We start from the raw sequence: 19,318 nt of genomic DNA, 5'->3' as shown, positions 1-19,318 counted from the left end.
GAAAGTTCCCAACTTCAGCAAAAATATTTGTAAAATAGCGTTATTTTAGCTACTATGAATAGCAGTAAGACACTTTATTAGAGGTGAAAAAGATGTCGAACGGGAAGTCGATGAAGGACCTGCAAATCGAGGTCGATCAATACATAAGCCAATTTAAAGAAGGCTATTTCAGTCCATTAGCAATGCTGGCAAGGATGACAGAAGAATTAGGTGAACTTGCCAGGGAAATCAATCATTTTTATGGTGAGAAGCCAAAAAAGGACAGTGAAACGGAAAAAGCGATTGAAGAGGAGCTAGGCGACTTATTATTTGTGTTGATTTGTTTCGCTAACTCTTTAAATATTGAACTAGAAGATGCTCATGATTATGTTATGAAAAAATTTAATACAAGAGATAAAAATCGCTGGACAAGAATTGATTCTGGAAATGGGGATGAAGGAAATGAAAACAATTAAAGTGATTATTGCCGGACCACGCGGAAGAATGGGGAGCGAAGCTGTCATACTGGCAACAAATACAGAGCATTTTGAGCTGGCAGGTGTTGTTGATTATAAATTTGATGGGAAACAGTTAAATGATATAGGATTTCATGTTCCGAACCAGGTTCCTGTCTTTGGAAGTCTTGAAACCTGCTTGCAAACCATTGAAGCAGACGTGTTAATTGACCTTACCACACCGGAAGTCGGTATGCGCCATACAAAAACAGCACTTCAATATAACGTTCGTCCAGTTGTTGGAACAACGGGATTTACTAAAAGTGATTTAGAAGAACTAGAGAAACTATCTAATGAAAAAGAACTAGGATGCATCATTGCCCCTAATTTTGCAATTGGTGCTGTTCTCATGATGAAGTTCTCGCAAATGGCGGCAAAATATTTTCCAGATATTGAAATTATTGAACTTCATCACGATCAAAAACTTGATGCGCCATCCGGTACAGCTGTCAAAACAGCAGAAATGATCTCCGAAGTAAGAGCAGCAAAAACACAAGGTCACCAAAATGAGAAGGAAACAATTACAGGGGCAAGAGGTGCTGATTTTGATGGAATGCATATTCATTCTGTTCGATTGCCAGGTCTAGTTGCTCACCAGCAGGTTTTATTTGGCTCTGATGGACAAACTTTGACAATAAGACATGATTCATACAATCGCGCTTCTTTTATGTCCGGGGTGAAAGTGGCAGTTGAAACAGTGATGAACCTAAAAACGTTTGTGTACGGTCTGGAAAATATTTTAGAATAGGAGTCCTGGATATGAATATCGCTTTAATTGCCCATGATAAAAAAAAGAATGAATTGGTTCAATTTGTTACGGCCTACCAAACCATTTTTTCCAAGCATACCTTATTTGCAACGGGAACTACCGGTTTAAGAATTAGCGAAGCAACGGGATTGGAATTGACTCGATTTAAATCCGGACCACTTGGGGGCGATCAGGAAATTGGTGCGATGATTGCAAAAAATCAAATGGATGCTGTATTCTTTTTTCGCGATCCATTGACCGCACAGCCACATGAGCCTGATGTAACGGCACTTGTCCGGCTTTGCGATGTCTATTCGATTCCGCTTGCGACTAATATGGGCTCTGCAGAATTATTAATCCGCGGATTGGACCAGGGACTGCTTGAATGGAGAAATGTGATGAAAAATGGTGAGACTGATGGAAAATAAGCCATTACATATTCTCGCTTTTGGTGCTCATGCCGATGATGTAGAGATTGGCATGGGCGGAGCGATTGCTAAATTTTCAGAGGAAGGAAAACGGATCGGGATTTGCGATTTAACCGATGCTGGACTTTCCTCAAACGGAACGGTGGAGCTACGGAAAAAAGAAGCGGCACTTGCAGCTGAAATCCTTGGTGTGACCTATCGAACGTCACTATCCATGCCTGATAGAGGGTTGTATTTAACCGATGAATACATAAGAATGATTGCCGGTGTCATTCGTCTATTGAAACCTAAAATTGTATTTGCTCCCTATTTTGAAGATCGGCACCCGGATCATGGGAATTGTGCACGCCTTGTTGAGGAGGCTGTTTTTTCTGCAGGAATCCGCAAATTTAAAACAAATCAACACGAAGCACCGCATCGGGTTGAAAGGACGTATTTCTATATGATTAATGGTTTCCACAAGCCGGATTTTACGATTGATATATCGGAACATATCGATAAAAAATTTGAAGCTCTAAGGGCTTATAAAAGTCAATTCGAACGAACGGAAGAGACTGTTGATACGCCGCTTACAAACGGATACATTGAAACAGTCCAGGCAAGGGAAAAAATGTTTGGAAAACTTGTAGGGGTTCCATTTGCAGAGGGATACAAGACAAAAATCCCTCTTCTCGTAGATTATGATTTATTGGGAGAAACACAATGAGAAAACTAAAAATTGGTATTACCTGCTATCCAACAGTTGGTGGGTCGGGTGTTGTTGCAACGGAGCTTGGGAAAATGCTCGCAGAGAAAGGGCATGAAATTCATTTTATTTCTTCAAGCGTGCCCTTTCGATTAAATCGGATGTACCATAATATTTATTACCACCAGGTTGAGGTAAATCAATATTCTGTGTTTCAATATCCACCCTATGATATTGCATTAGCAAGTAAAATAGCCGAAGTGGCTAATCGCGAAAAACTGGATATCTTGCATGTTCATTATGCAATTCCACACGCGGTTTGTGCAATCTTGGCGAAACAAATGAGCCATCAGGAATTTAAGATTGTTACGACATTACATGGAACAGATATTACTGTTCTAGGATATGATCCATCTCTGACTGAAGCGATAAAATTTGGCATTGAAAAATCGGACATTGTCACTGCTGTTTCAAATGCTTTAATTAGTCAAACTTATGAACTGATTAATCCGGATAAACAAATCGAAACGGTTTATAACTTTATCGATGAGCGTGTCTATCAAAAAAGTGATGCATTTCATTTAAAAACCGAATTTCAAATAAAAGAACCAGAAAAAGTTATTATTCATGTTTCAAATTTTCGTGCCGTTAAACGGGTGCCGGATGTCGTAAAAACATTCGCAAAAATTTCGAGTACTTTGCCAGCAAAATTATTATTGGTCGGAGATGGGCCAGAAATGACGAATGTTTGCAAGCTTGTGCGAAAATTAGGGTTGGAGGACCGGGTACTTTTCCTAGGTAAACAAGAAAGCCTTGAAGAATTATATTCCATTAGCGACTTAATGCTATTATTATCTGAAAAGGAAAGTTTCGGCCTTGTCGCACTCGAAGCAATGGCTTGTGGTGTTCCCTGTATCGGCACAAATGTTGGCGGTATTCCCGAAGTTATTGAACATGATAAAACAGGATTCATCTGCGAATTAGGGGATATTGAAGATATTTCCAATAAAGCGATAAAAATTTTAAAAGATAAACATCTTCATGAAAAGTTTTCCTTAAGGGCAGTGGAAACTGTTGAAAGTCGATTTAATGCCAATAAAGTGGTTAAACAATATGAGCAATTGTATTTTAAGCTTTTGAATAAAGGTGAACTGTATGATTGAACCTTTTTTGTCTGCATTGCCTGTCCTTAAAAAATTAGAAGATTCCGGTTACGAAGCTTATTTTGTCGGGGGATCAGTCCGCGATTTTCTTTTACAGAAGCCAATTAGTGATGTGGATATTGCCACCTCTGCAACTCCGGAGGAAGTGAAACAGGTTTTTTCGAAAACAGTTGATGTTGGAATCGAACATGGAACCATTCTTGTTTTATTTCGGAATAACTCCTATGAAATTACAACATTTAGGACAGAATCGGAATATGAGGATTATCGAAGGCCAAAAGACGTTTCGTTTATTCGGAATCTTATAGATGATTTAAAGCGCAGGGATTTTACGATGAATGCGATCGCAATGGATCGAAGCGGAAATTTAATTGACCCATTTGACGGCCAAAAATCAATTCAGGAAAAAATTATTAAAACGGTAGGAATAGCAGAGGAACGATTCCAAGAGGATGCACTACGTATGATGCGGGCAGTCCGCTTCATGAGCCAGCTATCCTTTTCAATTGAATTGCAAACTATGGCAGTATTGAATAAACTTGCTCCCTTGCTTGGTAAAATTGCTGTAGAAAGGAAACGGACAGAGTTTGAAAAACTTCTAATTGGCCCAAATTGCAAGGAAGCAATCGAGCTAATGGTTGAGACTGGTCTATACCTTTACCTGCCAGGCTTAACAAACGGGAGAGAGCCTCTGAATAACCTTCTTCATTTTAATTGGCACAATCTTTCTAAATTTGAAATGTGGGCGATACTGCTTTATTGCTTGAATATCGAAGGTAAAGAGATTGAACAATTTTTAAGAAATTGGCGAATGGCCATTAAAGATATCAGGGGAATCCAACAAATCATCATTTTTCTTAAGTTACGGCTCAACAAAGACTGGGAGCCTTATGAATTATATTTAGCAAAACGGGAAACCATTGTTTCAGTTGAAAAACTTTATCAGGTGTTAAACGGAATAAATGAGGTTCATATAATCAACCAGTTACTGAAACTTTACGACAATCTCCCTATAAAGGATAAGGGAGACTTGGTGGTCACGGGGAATGATTTGCTAGGATGGTACAACCAAAAAGCCGGACCATGGTTAAAAGATTCGCTTTTAGCCATCGAACGTGCGGTTGTAGAAGGAAAAATTTTGAATGAAAAAAACAAAATCAAGGAGTGGCTAATGGAGTGCAATCAGAAATAAGAAAAGAATTGCTGGATGCCTTCACAAATGCTGGCGAATCCTATTTATCAGGACAACAATTGGCAGTATTAATCGGGTGTTCCAGAACAGCTGTTTGGAAACATGTGGAAGAATTGCGTAAGGAAGGCTTTGAATTAGAGGCGGTTCGACGAAAAGGGTATCGAATTTTGAAAACACCTGAGAAGATAACTCCAGATGAAATCAGGCTTGGGTTAAAAACAGAGTACATCGGTAAAAATATACATTATGAGGAAAGTGTGGAGTCCACTCAAAAAATTGCCCATCGGCTTGCACACGAAGATGTTCTTGAGGGAACAGCGGTCATAACAGAGGAACAGCGATCCGGAAGGGGAAGAATGGATCGAAAATGGCATTCTCCGAAATTTACAGGAATTTGGATGAGCCTAATTCTCAGGCCGAATATCCCTTTAATAAAGGCCCCGCAGTTGACACTATTAACGGCAGTTGCGGTTGTACAGGCTATAGAAGAGGTTACCGGATTAAATCCGGAAATAAAATGGCCAAATGATATTTTATTGAATGGAAAAAAAGTGACCGGCATTTTAACGGAGCTTCAAGCAGAAGCAGACCGGATAAACTCTGTAATAATCGGTATTGGCATCAATGTGAATCAAAAAAAGGATGATTTCCCGCCAGAACTTCAGGAGACAGCAAGTTCTCTTTTGATTGAAAAAGGAGAACCCATATTACGTGCTGAATTAATAAGAAGTATTTTTATGTACATGGAAAAATGGTATGACCTTTATTTAGAAAAAGGATTTTCACCGATAAAACTATTATGGGAAAGCTATGCTATAAGTATAGGCAAAAATTTAAAAGCCAGGACTTTAACAGATGTAATCGAAGGAAAAGCTCTTGGAATAACCGATGACGGTGTATTACTTTTAGAGGATGAAAAAGGAGTCACACGGCATATTTATTCTGCTGATATTGAGCTTTAATAATCTTTAGTTGCATATTTCGGATATTTTGTTATAATTCGATTGGGCGGTATCTACTTGAACTGCACCAACATTAGAAAAAACACATAAAAATGGATTCTGCCTAGATCCGATGTATCGGACCGGGACAGAGGGATGAACAAGAAAAGAGTAACATGATCCTCTCTGCCTTCAGAAGGATCTTTTTATTTTAGGAGAAAGTAAAAAATTCTCGACTTTGAGAATTGTCCAGCTTCAGCGCCTAGCCCCTCGAGGTCATAAGCCAATCCGTCAAGAAGGTTAAAGAACGACCTTCTCGCCTGCTTGTCTTATGCTATGCCTGAGGCTGACCAAGGCGCTTACGCTTTTCTTCTTACTCTTACGTTTAATCACCTCTTCCTAATAAAAGGAGGTATGATGATGAAGCAAACCACTGATTTTCTGAAAATGAAACAAAATCAAGAAAAAATTGTCATGTTAACAGCCTATGATTACCCTTCCGCAAAACATGCAGAACAGGGGGGGGTAGATATCATTTTGGTAGGTGACTCATTAGGAATGGTTGTTCTTGGTTATGACTCTACTATTCCTGTGACACTTAACGACATGATTCATCACACAAAAGCAGTTAAACGTGGAGCAAAAGATACATTTATCGTCGTTGATATGCCATTTTTAACGTATCATTTGTCGGTAAATGAGACATTAAAAAATGCTGGCAGATTGATTCAAGAAACTGGTGCACATGCAGTTAAGCTTGAAGGGGCAGATGATGTGGTTGGAAAAATAGCAGTCCTAACCAAAGCAGGAATTCCTGTTTGTGCCCATTTAGGGTTAACACCACAATCAGTTGGTGTTTTGGGCGGCTATAAGGTGCAAGGAAAAGATTCCAATACTGCCATTAAGCTGCTGGAAGATGCAAAAGAATGTGAACGTGCAGGAGCATTTGCTGTTGTATTAGAATGTGTTCCTAAGCAGCTTGCACAGGAAATTGCAAAAGAATTGAATATTCCCGTTATTGGTATTGGTGCAGGGGCTGAAGTAGATGGACAAGTTCTTGTTTACCATGACATTTTGGGCTATGGTGTTGACAGGGTGCCTAAGTTTGTTAAAAAATATTCAAATTTAGATCCATTTATTACCGAATCAATCGAAGCCTATTCCTATGAGGTTAAGTCAAGCAAATTTCCTGAAGAGCAGCACTCTTTTACGATGAAAGAAGAAGAACTGCAAGGTCTTTATGGAGGAAAACAATGAAGGTCATTACAACTGTAATAGAAATGCAATCAGAGATTTTAAAACAAAAGGGACAAGGAAAATCAATCGGCTATGTCCCGACCATGGGTTTTTTGCATGAGGGTCATCTTAGTCTTATTAAAGAAGCAAGAAAAGAAAATGATCTGGTAGTGTTGAGCATATTCGTAAATCCACTACAGTTTGGTCCAAATGAAGACTTTGCGACCTATCCCCGTGATTTTGAACGGGACCGGGCATTAGCTGAATGTGAAGGTGTTGATTTTCTTTTTCATCCGTCTGTTGAGGAAATGTATCCGCATTCCACATCCGTAACCTTAGTAGTTCAAGAGCGTACGGATGTTTTATGCGGCAAATCCCGTCCCGGTCATTTTGACGGTGTGGCAACAGTGCTGTCTAAGCTTTTTAATATCGTGCAGCCGACAAGGGCCTATTTCGGGAAAAAGGATGCCCAGCAAGTTGCAGTTGTAGAAGGATTGATTTCAGACCTAAATTTTCCAACAGATTTAGTCCCGGTTGACATTGTACGTGAAACAGACGGACTCGCGAAAAGCTCAAGAAACGTAAACCTTCTTCCTGAAGATAGACAACAGGCAATTGTTCTTTATAAAAGTTTGCAAGAGGCGAAAAAGGCGATAGATGAGGGAGAAAGAAACCCTGAGTCGCTAATCAGCTTAATTAAGGAAATGATTACTTCTGAAAGCAATGGACGCATTGATTATGTAGAAATCCTGTCTTATCCAGAGTTACATCCTTTAGAAAGATTAGAGGGGAAATTCATCATCGCGTTGGCTGTATATTTTACAAATGTTCGTTTGATTGATAATTTCATCTTGGAAGTTAAATAATCTGTAGTATTAGAAAATCACCAAGATAACCAGGAGGAGAACAATCATGTTTCGTACAATGATGAATGGAAAAATCCATCGTGCAACCGTTACAGAAGCGAATTTAAACTATGTAGGCAGCATTACTATTGATGAAGATGTTCTGGATGCAGTTGGGATGATTGCAAATGAAAAAGTGCAAATTGTTAACAATAATAATGGTGCACGTCTGGAAACCTACATTATTCCCGGTGAGCGTGGCAGTGGTGTAATTTGTTTAAATGGTGCGGCGGCACGTCTTGTCCAAAAAGGAGATATTGTCATTATAATTTCCTATGCAATCGTTTCAGAGGAGAAATTGTCTGAACATAGACCAAAGGTTGCCATCATGGATGAAAAAAACAAAATAATAGAATTAATACATGCCGAACCTGCGTTAACAGTGATGTAAATCCCCATCTCCGGGGATTTTTCTTTTTTTATCTGTTTTTATATAATAGTTTTAAATCACGGGAAATGAATTCTTTTTCTTTTATCCTTTTTGTGATACCGTTTTTAATGAGGAAAAGTTTGAGGTGTGAATAATGTTGGAAAATAAATATGTTGTAATAGATTTGGAAACCACTGGGAATCTCCCAAAAAAAGGAGACCGGATTATTCAATTTGCTGCGGTGGTCATTGAAAACGGTATAATCACGGAAAAGTTTTCATCAATGGTTAATCCTAAAAAGCCCATACCGGTTTTTATTGAAGAATTAACTGGTATTAATGATGAGATGGTAAAGGATGCCCCAGAATTTTCGGAGATCGCCCCGATGATTTCCCAGATTCTTGAGGAGGCTTACTTTGTTGCCCATAATGTATTATTTGATTTGTCATTTCTTCAGGAAGAATTACAGGTCGCCGGATTTGAGGGATTTTACGGGTCTGTATTAGATACGGTAGAGATGGCAAGAATCTTATATCCAACTGCGGACGGCTATAAGTTGTCAGATTTGGCCGAAAAAGAAAATTTACAACATGACCGGCCACACCAAGCTGATAGTGACGCAGAGGTAACGGCGGAACTTTTTCTTATTTTGCTTGAAAAATTGGCATCTATGCCTATTTCAACTTTAAGACAGCTTTCACAGCTATCTGGCGGCCTTAAAAGTGATTTGCAGCAATTGTTGGACGAATTATTTGTTGAAAAAGATATCACTTTAGATGTTTTACCCGCAGGGCTAGAAATGTTTAACGGACTTGCATTAAAAAAAATGCAGCCGATACGATCCATAGAGACTGAAGCGGAATATCTCCAATATCCCGAACATGAAGCTAAAAAAATCGAAATGGTTAAACATGGTTTTGAAAACTTTGAAAATCGGACAGGCCAATTTGCAATGATGGATGGTATTTATCATGCATTTCAAAAACAAGAGCATTTGTTGATTGAGGCAGGCACAGGGGTAGGTAAATCACTCGGTTATTTGCTGCCAAGTATATTTTTTTCAAAGCAAATCGGGCAGCCCGTCGTGGTGAGTACCCACACCATTCAGCTCCAAGAGCAGATTATTAAAAAAGAAATTCCCTTGCTTGAGAAGATGCTTCCGTTTACATTCAATTCAGTACTTTTAAAAGGAAGACACCACTACATAAGCCTGGAGAAATTCAATGACACCTTATTGGATGAAAACGATAATTACGATACAACCTTAACGAAAATGCAAATTCTTGTCTGGCTAATGGAAACAGACACAGGGGATAAAGATGAACTAAATCTCGCCAGTGGTGGATCATTTTATTGGAATCGAATAAAAAACGAACACAGTGCTTATTCACCATCTAATGAATGGCTCGAAAAGGATTACTATCAGCGGGCACAAAAGGCCGCGAAATATGCAAATTTAATTATTACCAATCATTCCTTATTATTAAGTGATCTTTCCACAAACGGTATTATCCTGCCTGATTTTGGTTACTGTATCATTGATGAAGGACATCATTTTGAGAAAGTGGCCAGTCAGTATTTTGGCTTTACCCTGGATTATTTGGCCACAAGGATGCTGTTAAGCCAATTTGGCCATTATGATCAAAAGCAGCTTTTTTATCATTTTGAGGAGCTGCTGCAGGAATCACATAAGGGAAACTTGATGCAAACTTTTGAATTAAATCAGCTCGTAACGGATTTATTTTACGAAATGGATGAATTTTTTCAACTGATTGCCCTATATGCCAAGAAGTTGGGCGGTAATAAAAAGGGATTCTCCCGGACAAAGGTGCGTTTTTCTGACGATATTCAAGGAAAAGAGAAGTCAGCACTTGTTCATAGTGCAGAAAGGTTTGCATTCTTACTTAAGGATTTGCATTCAGCTTTGTCAGACAGATTAGCAAGGGTTATTAAAAAGAAAGAAAAACTAACACATGAGCAAATAAGTCTAATCGAAGATATGATCCGGTTCCTTCATGAATTGGAGGAATTAAAAAATACTGTTCAAGCTTGTTTTATTCTAAAGTCAGAGTTTGTAAAATGGATGGAAGTAGATTACAGGTCTCCACAGAATGTGACATCCTTTATAGCCAAACCAGCGTCTGTTGCAGTTTCACTCAAGGAAAAATTTTTTAACAAGAAGAAAAGTGTTATTGTGACTTCGGCAACATTAACGGTCAATCATTCATTTGATTATATAAAAAAAGAAATTGGCCTTCAATCTGCCTCAACGATGATCATTCCTTCTCCATTTGAATACGGAAATCATGTCCAGTTATTGATTCCTGAGGATTTACCTGAAATCAATTCGGTATCGCTGGATGATTATGTTGTAGCGATTACGGAGCATATTATTTCATTGTCAGAGGCAACCAAGGGAAGAATGCTAATTCTATTTACAGCCTATGACATGTTGAAGAAGACATATGAATTGATTAAAGAAAGTGGTTTTTTAAGCGATTATGCGATTTTTGCACAAGGTATTACAAGCGGAAGCAGAACAAGGCTAACGCGAAATTTTCAGCGCTATGATAAAGCGATTTTATTAGGTACGAGCAGTTTTTGGGAGGGTGTAGATATTCCCGGAGAGGATTTATCCTGCTTAATTATTGTTAGGCTCCCATTTAGTCCGCCGGATGAACCCTTTACGGAGGCGAAGTGCCAATATATTACCCAGCGGGGGGGAAATGCCTTTTCGGAATATTCTCTGCCTGAGGCAATACTTCGTTTCAAACAAGGATTTGGCCGCTTGATCCGTACTGCTTCAGACAGGGGAATCGTCATCGTTTTTGATAAAAGGATTCTTACCACGAAGTATGGAAATGCCTTTCTAAAATCTATTCCTGCTGTTCCGATCAAAAAAGGAAATATTGATGAGCTTATTGAGGCCATTAATAATTGGTTATAAAATATGAAACCTGACAAATTGGTTATGCGGGATAAATATTGGTAAAATTACACATCCTATAAATGATTTAGGGGAGGGAATGTGTTTGCGAGTTTTACTAATCCTGCTAACTCTATTTATACAAAACACGACATTGGGGTTTGCCTACCAGCTAATTCCGGATGATTTCGAAAGTATTGATTTAAAATTAAAAGAACACGAAATGGCCGTGTCTTTTTTAGGGTTAACAAACGGGGAGGCAACCCTTATCCATGGTCCCAATGATGAAAATATATTAGTGAATACAGGTGGGGAGGGCACGGAAGCTGAACTTGATGAATGGCTTCGGTTCTTTGGAGTTAAAGAAATAACCACTTTAATGTTAACGAATAAACAAAGTTTAAATGATTCTCAAATTAATCATGTAATTTCAAAATACTTTATCAAAGAAATTGTGACAACGCGTGAAATTGCAAATCAATTATCTGCCCATTTCCAGGGAACCACTTTAATTCCCATTAAAGTTTGGGGTATAGGGACATCGAAGCAGATTTTGCCGGATGTAATGGCCAACGTTCAATTTGCAGGAGCAGAAAAGGATGAGGGCTTAGATTTTACACTAAGATTTCATAAGTACCGCCTCTTTTTTATGACATCATATAGTCAAAAGGCACAGCAAACATTAATGGGAAAAAGTCTTGGTGAAATCAATATCTTTAAGGTTCCAACGATGGAAGAAGACAATTCTTTATCTGAAAAATTAATTCATGCTGTTAATCCGCAAATTTCAATTCTTTTTTCAACAGAAAAAAAATCACCGGATATAAATATTATAAAGGATCTGCAGGATTCTTGGTCCGAAGTATACTTTACGAAGAAACAAGGAACTATGACCATTAAATTTACAGAGTCCAACTATGAGGTTTTTAACATCCCGGTTGAAGGGGATGAAAAAAAATAATCTAATACTGGCTAAATTAAGGCATGAATACGTGCTTACCTGTTATAATAGGTGAAGAGTTCTGAAGGGTTCTCTGATTTGGCAATGAGGGAGGCAGGATATGGAGAGCAAAATTGAAGTCTTATCAACGGTTAAAATCCAGCATGGTCCGGATTTATATAAAATAGTCGATGCCCTTAATCGAACATTAAAGGAAAAAGATCTCATGTTTGGACTAGCCCTTGATCAAGAAGATAAAAATAAAGCGATTTTTACCATTTATCGTACATAGCGAAGTGATAAAGTGAAAAAATGGATTTTAAGCATTGTAGTCGTTGTTTTACTTTTTACAGGGTTATTGATTAAAGTTTATGTAAAAGCGCAAGAACCGATCAATTCTGCGGAAAAAAAAGCCCTTACACTTGCAAAGAAAACGGTTGCCATTAAAGAAGTAGACGATTTTCATGTCTATCATGGAAATGATACAGTTAGTGTTATAGAGGGAAAAGCAAAAAACGGTCAAAAAATCATCGTATGGGTTCCCGAAAAATCGAAGCAAGTAATTGTTAGAAAAGCAAATGCAGGTTTAACAAAGGATCAGGCAATTAAAAAGCTTTTACAAGAAAAAAGCCCTGAAAAAATTATTTCCGTCCGCTTAGGTATGGAAAAGAATATCCCTTTATGGGAAATCTATTATCGTTCAAAAAATAATTTAATAAATTATTACTACGTTCACTTTGATACAGGTGAATGGCTAAAAAAAATTGAAAACTTTTAGTATAGTTTTGAGAATGGAGGAAAAGAAGTTGGTAAAACTTGCGAATAGGGTGTTGGCTCTTACGCCTTCATCAACATTAGCGATAACAGCAAAAGCAAAAGAATTAAAAGAACAAGGTGAAGATGTTATTGGATTAGGTGCTGGTGAACCTGATTTTAATACACCGCAGCACATTTTAGACGCGGCCACGGAGTCCATGCAGGCCGGCCATACAAAATATACTCCATCAGCAGGCTTACCTGCACTTAAGAAAGCGATTATTGAAAAATTTGAGAAAGACCAAGGGATTTCTTATAAAGCTAATGAAATTATTGTTGGAAATGGGGCTAAACATGTTTTATACACCCTTTTCCAAGTACTATTAAATGATGGTGACGAGGTAATTATTCCAACTCCCTACTGGGTTAGCTATCCTGAACAGGTTAAGCTTGCAGGGGGGGTACCGGTATATATTGATGGTAAAGAAGAAAATCAATTTAAAATTACTCCTGACCAGTTAGCCGGTGCCATAACAGATCGTACAAAAGCTGTTATCATTAATTCACCAAGTAATCCGACCGGTGTTCTTTATACTGCTGAAGAACTTCAGGAATTAGGGAAAGTTTGCTTGGAAAAAAATATCTTGATTGTTTCGGATGAAATTTACGAAAAGCTTGTCTATGGAAACAATAAACATATTTCAATTGCCCAGTTATCGCCTGAACTAAAGGAACAAACCATTATTATTAATGGTGTGTCAAAATCGCACTCCATGACTGGTTGGAGAATTGGTTATGCCGCGGGTAACAGTCAGATCATCCAAGCGATGACAAACCTAGCAAGTCATAGTACATCTAATCCAACAACAACAGCGCAATATGCGGCTATTGCTGCCTATAACGGTACTCAGGCACCAGTGGAAGAGATGCGTCAAGCCTTTGAACAAAGACTGGAAATTATTTATGATCAGTTAGTTTCCATTCCAGGTTTCTCCTGTGTAAAACCACAAGGGGCATTTTACCTATATCCGAATGTGAAGGAGGCAGCTGAGATTACAGGATTTAATAATGTGGATGACTTTGCTGCTGCATTGCTTGAAGAGGCAAAAGTTGCCGTAATTCCGGGCTCAGGATTCGGAACTCCTGATAATATTCGTCTATCCTACGCAACATCATTGGATTTATTAGAAAAAGCAGTTGCGAGAATGCGCCAATTTGTTGAATCAAAGCGTGATCGATAGTCTTAATGATGAAAAAAGTCTGCAAATGCAGACTTTTTTTATGAGATGGCTGTGTTATTATTCATTGTTGATTTTCGTATAGGTATGAGAATTCATAGGCGGAGAATTTCCTGCTATGTATATAGAGGAAGCTTAAGAAGCTGATAATAAGCGGAGATATTCCGATTAACTGCTCTAAATAAGTCAAAATCCAAAGATTTGGATAATATAAACGGAAAAACTTCCTTTATTTTTAAGGAAATATGGGTATTTCCCAATTTAAACGGAATTTTACCGTTTATTTTTCAAACACAGTGAAATCAACATTCAGTTATAACAGAGCCTATGAGATAAGAAAGTATAAAATTCGGCTTCGAGAATTGTCCAGCGCAAGCGCCCTGCCCCTCGAGGTCACAAGCCGGCCAAAAGGTTAAATAACAACCTTTTGGCCGGCTTGTCTTGCGCTATGCCTGAGGCTGATCACGGCGCTTGCGCTTTTCTAACTTCTAGTTTTCTTTACCAATGTTGGTTTTCTAATACTCTTACTCACTTGGCCTGTTCATGGTATACTTAGTCTTGAGGTGTCTAATATGAAATCAACGATTATTTCTTGGCTTCAGGAAGGTACGATTACTGTCCCGGCCATTTTATTTTCAGAGTATCGAAATTTAAACTTAAACGAATACGAATTGGTTCTGTTATTAAATATTATGACTTTTATTGAAAAAGGAAATCAATTTCCAACCCCTGATGAACTCTCCTCCCGTATGACTGTTTCCATAGCAGAGTGCAATGAATTGCTTCGCAGACTAATCCAAAGAGGATTTATTGAAATTATGGACGAATATTCACATGACGGGATTCGATTTGAAAAATATTCAGTAACACCGCTGCTTGAGAAATTGGTTGAGCAATTTTTAATAAAAAGTAAACATGTGGATGAAGAAAGTAAAAAAACTGAAGAAACAGACCTTTATACATGTTTTGAAAAGGAATTTGGCCGTCCGCTATCGCCATTCGAATGTGAATCATTGGCAATGTGGATGGATGATGACCATCATGACCCGATAATCATTAAAGCTGCTTTACGGGAAGCAGTTATGTCAGGCAAATTGAATTTTCGTTATATTGATCGGATATTATTTGAATGGAAGAAGAATGGAATTAAAACAATTGATCAGGCAAAAAATCATGGTCGAAAATTTCGCAATAAACAACTGCAAAATAAAAAAGATAGTCATGATGATTCTGAACAGCCTCCAACAGTTCCATTTTACAATTGGCTCGAGAATTAAATCACATTGGCGAGAGAAATTTCTCTCGTTTGTTTTTATAAGAAAGAAAGTATAAAATTTTCTTCCTTGAGAATTGTCCAGCTCCAGCGCCTAGCCCCTCGAGGGAAAAAATGAACTGCTTTTTTCCTAGGTTGCTTCGGTCCTGGCGATGAAGTCAAAGAACGACTTCACCGCCAGGCCCTTCAGCACTTGTCGGGGCTGATCAAGGCGCTTGCGCTTTTCTTATTTATGTTTAAGTAGGTGAATGTTTTGCTGAATAATACACAAATACGCTACTGTCTTGACAAAATGGGCGAGATGTTTCCTGACGCACATTGTGAATTAAACCATTCAAATCCATTTGAATTAATCATTGCTGTATCATTATCTGCCCAGTGTACAGATGCGCTTGTCAATAAAGTAACAAGAAACCTTTTTCAAAAGTACAAGACCCCCAAAGACTATTTAAGTGTTCCACTGGAGGAACTGCAAAATGATATCCGTTCGATTGGCCTTTATCGCAACAAAGCGAAAAATATTCAAAGTCTGTGCCGCATGATTTTAGAAGAATATAATGGGGAAATTCCGATGGACCGGGATGAGCTGACAAAACTCTCCGGGGTTGGAAGAAAAACCGCAAATGTGGTTGTTTCTGTTGCTTATAAAATACCAGCAATTGCTGTTGATACACATGTGGAAAGAGTTAGCAAGCGGCTTGGTATTTGCCGCTGGAAAGATTCTGTCCTTGAGGTGGAAAAAACACTTATGAGGAAAATACCGCCAGAGGAATGGTCTGTTACCCATCATCGTCTGATTTTTTTTGGCAGATACCATTGTAAAGCACAAAACCCGCAATGTCCGGAATGTCCTTTATTAGAGTTATGCAGGGAAGGAAAAAAGAGGAGGAAGGCAAAAGATGTTTCCAATGGAAAATCGTAATGATTTTGAAAATCCCGGGGAGTATCCAAGCCAAGAACTTACAAGCCTTATTTTGGAATGGGGAAAGGTAAAAGCAGACCTTGAGAAATTTTATCGTGTGCGTGATAAGCAAAATATTAATGTAAGAATGAAAAAGGGAATCGACCTATTCCTTCAGTATTTATTTTGTTCGAATGAAATGGCGGTTGTTCGTAAAGGACCTTTCCCGCTTGATTCTTTACGATATAAGCCCGTTAATGTTAGTGAGAGGCTTGGTTTTATCCTCAAAAGACCCAGCCTTTATCATTCCTATCGGCAGCTTTCCGAACTATTCCTTGAACAAGAAAAGCTATTTGCCAAAAAACTAATAATGAAAAAAGCGTCTAAGCCATGAGGCAAGACGCTTTTTTCGTATTTATGTTCCAGACTGATCAGTGGTATGATCAGAAGTTCCGCTGTCAGTTGTACCGGTATTATGATCAGTGGAACCTGGATTTACCTGACCGTTCCCCTGACTCTGTCCAGTACCCTGACCCTGTCCAGTACCCTGACCCTGTCCAGTACCCTGACCAGTACCCTGACCCTGCCCAGTACCCTGACCCTGCCCAGTACCCTGACCCTGCCCAGTACCCTGACCTTGTCCGGTGCCATCACCTTGTCCTTGACCGTTCCCCTGACCTGGATTGGTATCAGACGGTGTGCCTGTGCCGTTATCATTTCCAGGAGTGGTTTCTCCAGGTGCTTTTGGTACGGTAAAGCTTGCAACAGCGGCATTACTCGTTCGACTTCCGTCGTTAGCAACAACGGTAAATTTATAGGTTACCCCCGGTGTGACATTCGGAATCGTAATCGATTTTTGGTCAGTTGTTATGCTTGATTGTTTGGAACCATCATCGACGGTAACTGCAAACTGTATTTTAGATGAAGATTTATCATTATAGCTCCACTTAAGAACTAATTGTTTATTCGTTTCATCATATTTTACTGAGGCATTGCTAGGTGAATCCAATTTATCATAACGAGACGAAACTATGCTTGGTGCATACCCTTTAACAGCATATTCCGTGATCGCCATATTTGACGGTGTATATTGGCTTGCCAATACAGGAGGCATTGAGCCTTTTTCAATTCTTACCTGCTGAACACTATTTGGAACGGGAAAATCTGATGTTTGTTCCCCTTCAGAGACATAGGAAATTAAATTCCTGAACATATCCTGAGCAATTTTTTGTCCTTCTCCTGGTGCAATCGGTGTGGAACGATCCTTATAACCGGTCCAAATCGATGCTGTGTAATTTGGCGTATAGCCAGAGAACCAAGCGTCAGGAATATAAGAACTGCTGGGGATATTCCATTGTCTTCTTTCTTCATCCGTATAATTCGTTGTTCCGGTCTTCCCAGCGATATGAAGACCAGGGACGTTTGCTCTCGTACCTGTACCTGGATATTGAAGGACACTTTTTAGCATATCCGTAATCATGAAGGCTGTATAATCCTTCATCACCACTTTTGTTTCAGGAGTGGTATTGATGACAGTACCATCGCGAAGCTTTATTTTATTGACTGCGTATGGTTTAGTATAAAAACCATTATTACCAAAAGCACTATAAGCACCGGCCATTTGTAGAGGTGATACACCATCTTTTAATCCGCCAATTGCATAGGATTCATAAATTTCTTTTAAGGGAATCCCTAAATTATTCGCAAATTTTTTAGCCCGATCTAATCCAACATCCTGTAAGGTTTGAACAGCAGGAGTATTTCTAGATAATTGTAATGCAGTGCGAATGGTCATTCTGCCCATATAGCGGTCATCCCAGTTTCCAAAGGTTTGACCTGTTGAATATTTTACCGGTTTATCATCAATCGTTTGATACGTTCCCCATTTTAAATATTCAATGGCCGGACCGTAATCGAGTATTGGTTTGATTGTAGAGCCAGGCTGGCGTCTCGTATCAATGGCATAGTTGAAACCACGTTTTACTTGTTGGTTTCGGCCGCCGCCAATTGCCCGAATGGCTCCCGTTTTTGTATCTAGTAAGGAAATCCCAGCTTGAAATTTGTCATCCGGATAATTAATAACATCATTGCTGTTCAGCATATTGTAAACATATTTTTGTGCCTTTGGGTCTACTGTTGTATATATAGTTAACCCATCGGAAAAGATATCAAAATCTCCTTGTTGTTTCACCTCATCAATTACTGCATCAACAAAGGAATCGTAAGGTTTTTCGTCAATTTTGCGTTTTTCTTCTTTTACCAGGCCTTTTGTTATCGGAACCTTCATGGCTGCTTCCATTTTTTGTTTTGTAATAAAACCGTGCTGATGCATTAAGGATAATACGATATTACGTCTTTTTTCTGCTAAGTCAGGATGTGTAAACGGATTGTAATTATTGGGACTTTGCGGCATTCCTGCGAGCAATGCAACTTCCGGTAAGCTCAAATCCTTTAATTTTTTCCCGAAATAGGTTTCTGCAGCTGTTGCCATCCCATAGCTGCCCTCCGACATATTTACCTTATTGACATACATCTCAAAAATTTGATGTTTTGTATATTTTTGTTCAAGCTGATAGGAAAGCCAAACTTCTTCCACTTTTCTTTTTAATGTTTTTTCGGGTGTTAAAAATGAGTTTTTTATCACCTGCTGGGTAATGGTACTACCACCTTCGGCACCAAAGCCATGCTGAATATTCGCCAGCACAGCGCCGCCAAGACGGATTGGATCGATTCCATGGTGTTTATAAAAGCGATAGTCTTCTGTAGCCAGGACGGCATTCTCCAGAAGCTTTGGTATATCATCATAATTGACATATTCCCTATTAACGGCGCCTATCTCAGTAAGCAGGTGGCCATTCATATCTAAAATCTTCGATGATATAGGATCTTTTAAAACCTTTGGATCAAGTTTGGGAGCGTCTTTCACTAAATAAGCAAAAGTTCCAACCCCGGCCAAAATCATTACAATTCCAAGGGCAATTAATGTTAAAAATATTTTTTTAAAAATCCCTTTCGGTTTTTTCTTTGTTTTTTGTATGCCCTGTGTTTGCTTTTGTTTTCGGCGCTCCTCTCTGGATTGATATTGGTCAGCCATTTTTAAGTCCTTCCTTTCCAACTTAACT

At 38.7% G+C, this 19,318-nt stretch carries 19 protein-coding genes; 18 read left to right on the top strand and 1 reads right to left on the bottom strand.

All coding sequences use genetic code 11. The features are described from left to right. Positions 1 to 92: 92 nt before the first annotated feature. The 18 genes from BIV60_RS00880 to BIV60_RS00795 all read left to right on the top strand — a co-directional run bounded on the left by BIV60_RS00880 (position 93) and on the right by BIV60_RS00795 (position 16,590). Entirely contained in the window at positions 93 to 455 is a 363-nt protein-coding gene (locus BIV60_RS00880; protein WP_071353861.1) for a nucleotide pyrophosphohydrolase, read from the top strand. Next, the gene (dapB, locus tag BIV60_RS00875) at positions 442 to 1,242 is read left to right on the top strand and encodes a 4-hydroxy-tetrahydrodipicolinate reductase (protein ID WP_071353860.1); all 801 of its coding nucleotides are present in this window, start codon (positions 442 to 444) and stop codon (positions 1,240 to 1,242) included. Before BIV60_RS00880 ends, dapB begins: the two co-directional genes overlap by 14 nt. 11 nt (positions 1,243 to 1,253) lie before the next feature. Then, entirely contained in the window at positions 1,254 to 1,670 is a 417-nt protein-coding gene (gene mgsA, locus BIV60_RS00870) for a methylglyoxal synthase (protein WP_071353859.1), read from the top strand. Beyond that, positions 1,660 to 2,376, top strand: coding sequence for a bacillithiol biosynthesis deacetylase BshB1 (gene bshB1 / locus BIV60_RS00865; protein WP_071353858.1), 717 nt, complete (start codon positions 1,660 to 1,662; stop codon positions 2,374 to 2,376). The genes mgsA and bshB1 overlap by 11 nt, the downstream gene beginning before the upstream one ends. Beyond that, a complete protein-coding gene (bshA, locus tag BIV60_RS00860; RefSeq protein WP_071353857.1) occupies positions 2,373 to 3,518 on the top strand; it encodes an N-acetyl-alpha-D-glucosaminyl L-malate synthase BshA in 1,146 nt (381 codons plus the stop codon). Before bshB1 ends, bshA begins: the two co-directional genes overlap by 4 nt. Then, complete coding sequence (locus tag BIV60_RS00855; RefSeq protein WP_071353856.1) at positions 3,511 to 4,710, top strand: CCA tRNA nucleotidyltransferase; 1,200 nt, start codon at positions 3,511 to 3,513, stop codon at positions 4,708 to 4,710. The genes bshA and BIV60_RS00855 overlap by 8 nt, the downstream gene beginning before the upstream one ends. Next, positions 4,695 to 5,672 (top strand): biotin--[acetyl-CoA-carboxylase] ligase, encoded by a 978-nt coding sequence (locus BIV60_RS00850; protein WP_071353855.1) that lies wholly within the window; start codon positions 4,695 to 4,697, stop codon positions 5,670 to 5,672. Before BIV60_RS00855 ends, BIV60_RS00850 begins: the two co-directional genes overlap by 16 nt. Before the next feature lie 399 nt (positions 5,673 to 6,071). After that, on the top strand, positions 6,072 to 6,908 hold the full coding sequence (panB, locus tag BIV60_RS00845; protein WP_071353854.1) for a 3-methyl-2-oxobutanoate hydroxymethyltransferase: 837 nt from the start codon (positions 6,072 to 6,074) through the stop codon (positions 6,906 to 6,908). After that, positions 6,905 to 7,753 (top strand): pantoate--beta-alanine ligase, encoded by an 849-nt coding sequence (panC, locus tag BIV60_RS00840; RefSeq protein WP_071353853.1) that lies wholly within the window; start codon positions 6,905 to 6,907, stop codon positions 7,751 to 7,753. The genes panB and panC overlap by 4 nt, the downstream gene beginning before the upstream one ends. 46 nt (positions 7,754 to 7,799) lie before the next feature. Next, positions 7,800 to 8,183 (top strand): aspartate 1-decarboxylase, encoded by a 384-nt coding sequence (panD, locus tag BIV60_RS00835; protein WP_071353852.1) that lies wholly within the window; start codon positions 7,800 to 7,802, stop codon positions 8,181 to 8,183. Between the two features lie 133 nt (positions 8,184 to 8,316). Further along, entirely contained in the window at positions 8,317 to 11,109 is a 2,793-nt protein-coding gene (gene dinG, locus BIV60_RS00830; protein ID WP_256218258.1) for an ATP-dependent DNA helicase DinG, read from the top strand. 85 nt (positions 11,110 to 11,194) lie between these two features. Continuing rightward, the gene (locus tag BIV60_RS00825) at positions 11,195 to 12,049 is read left to right on the top strand and encodes a ComEC/Rec2 family competence protein (RefSeq protein WP_071353851.1); all 855 of its coding nucleotides are present in this window, start codon (positions 11,195 to 11,197) and stop codon (positions 12,047 to 12,049) included. Positions 12,050 to 12,149: 100 nt separating this feature from the next. Then, positions 12,150 to 12,320, top strand: a complete 171-nt coding sequence (locus BIV60_RS00820) for a YpmA family protein (RefSeq protein WP_071353850.1) — start codon at positions 12,150 to 12,152, stop codon at positions 12,318 to 12,320. 12 nt (positions 12,321 to 12,332) lie between these two features. After that, positions 12,333 to 12,806, top strand: a complete 474-nt coding sequence (locus tag BIV60_RS00815) for a cell wall elongation regulator TseB-like domain-containing protein (protein WP_071353849.1) — start codon at positions 12,333 to 12,335, stop codon at positions 12,804 to 12,806. A gap of 28 nt (positions 12,807 to 12,834) precedes the next feature. Continuing rightward, positions 12,835 to 14,025: a pyridoxal phosphate-dependent aminotransferase gene (locus BIV60_RS00810; RefSeq protein ID WP_256218257.1), complete on the top strand. Its 1,191-nt coding sequence runs from the start codon at positions 12,835 to 12,837 to the stop codon at positions 14,023 to 14,025. A 569-nt stretch (positions 14,026 to 14,594) separates the two neighbouring features. After that, positions 14,595 to 15,299, top strand: a complete 705-nt coding sequence (locus tag BIV60_RS00805) for a DnaD domain-containing protein (protein ID WP_071353848.1) — start codon at positions 14,595 to 14,597, stop codon at positions 15,297 to 15,299. Between the two features lie 249 nt (positions 15,300 to 15,548). After that, positions 15,549 to 16,217, top strand: a complete 669-nt coding sequence (gene nth / locus BIV60_RS00800) for an endonuclease III (RefSeq protein WP_071353847.1) — start codon at positions 15,549 to 15,551, stop codon at positions 16,215 to 16,217. Then, the gene (locus BIV60_RS00795; RefSeq protein ID WP_071353846.1) at positions 16,195 to 16,590 is read left to right on the top strand and encodes a YpoC family protein; all 396 of its coding nucleotides are present in this window, start codon (positions 16,195 to 16,197) and stop codon (positions 16,588 to 16,590) included. The genes nth and BIV60_RS00795 overlap by 23 nt, the downstream gene beginning before the upstream one ends. A 21-nt stretch (positions 16,591 to 16,611) precedes the next feature. On the opposite strand, the gene BIV60_RS00790 is transcribed toward BIV60_RS00795, so the two are convergent. Further along, entirely contained in the window at positions 16,612 to 19,290 is a 2,679-nt protein-coding gene (locus BIV60_RS00790) for a PBP1A family penicillin-binding protein (protein WP_071353845.1), read from the bottom strand. Between the last annotated feature and the right edge of the window lie 28 nt (positions 19,291 to 19,318).

This window comes from Bacillus sp. MUM 116 (assembly GCF_001866655.1).
Lineage (GTDB): Bacteria > Bacillota > Bacilli > Bacillales > Cytobacillaceae > Neobacillus.
Note: the sequence above shows the minus strand (reverse complement) of the source record. Positions and strands in the feature narration are given on the sequence as shown.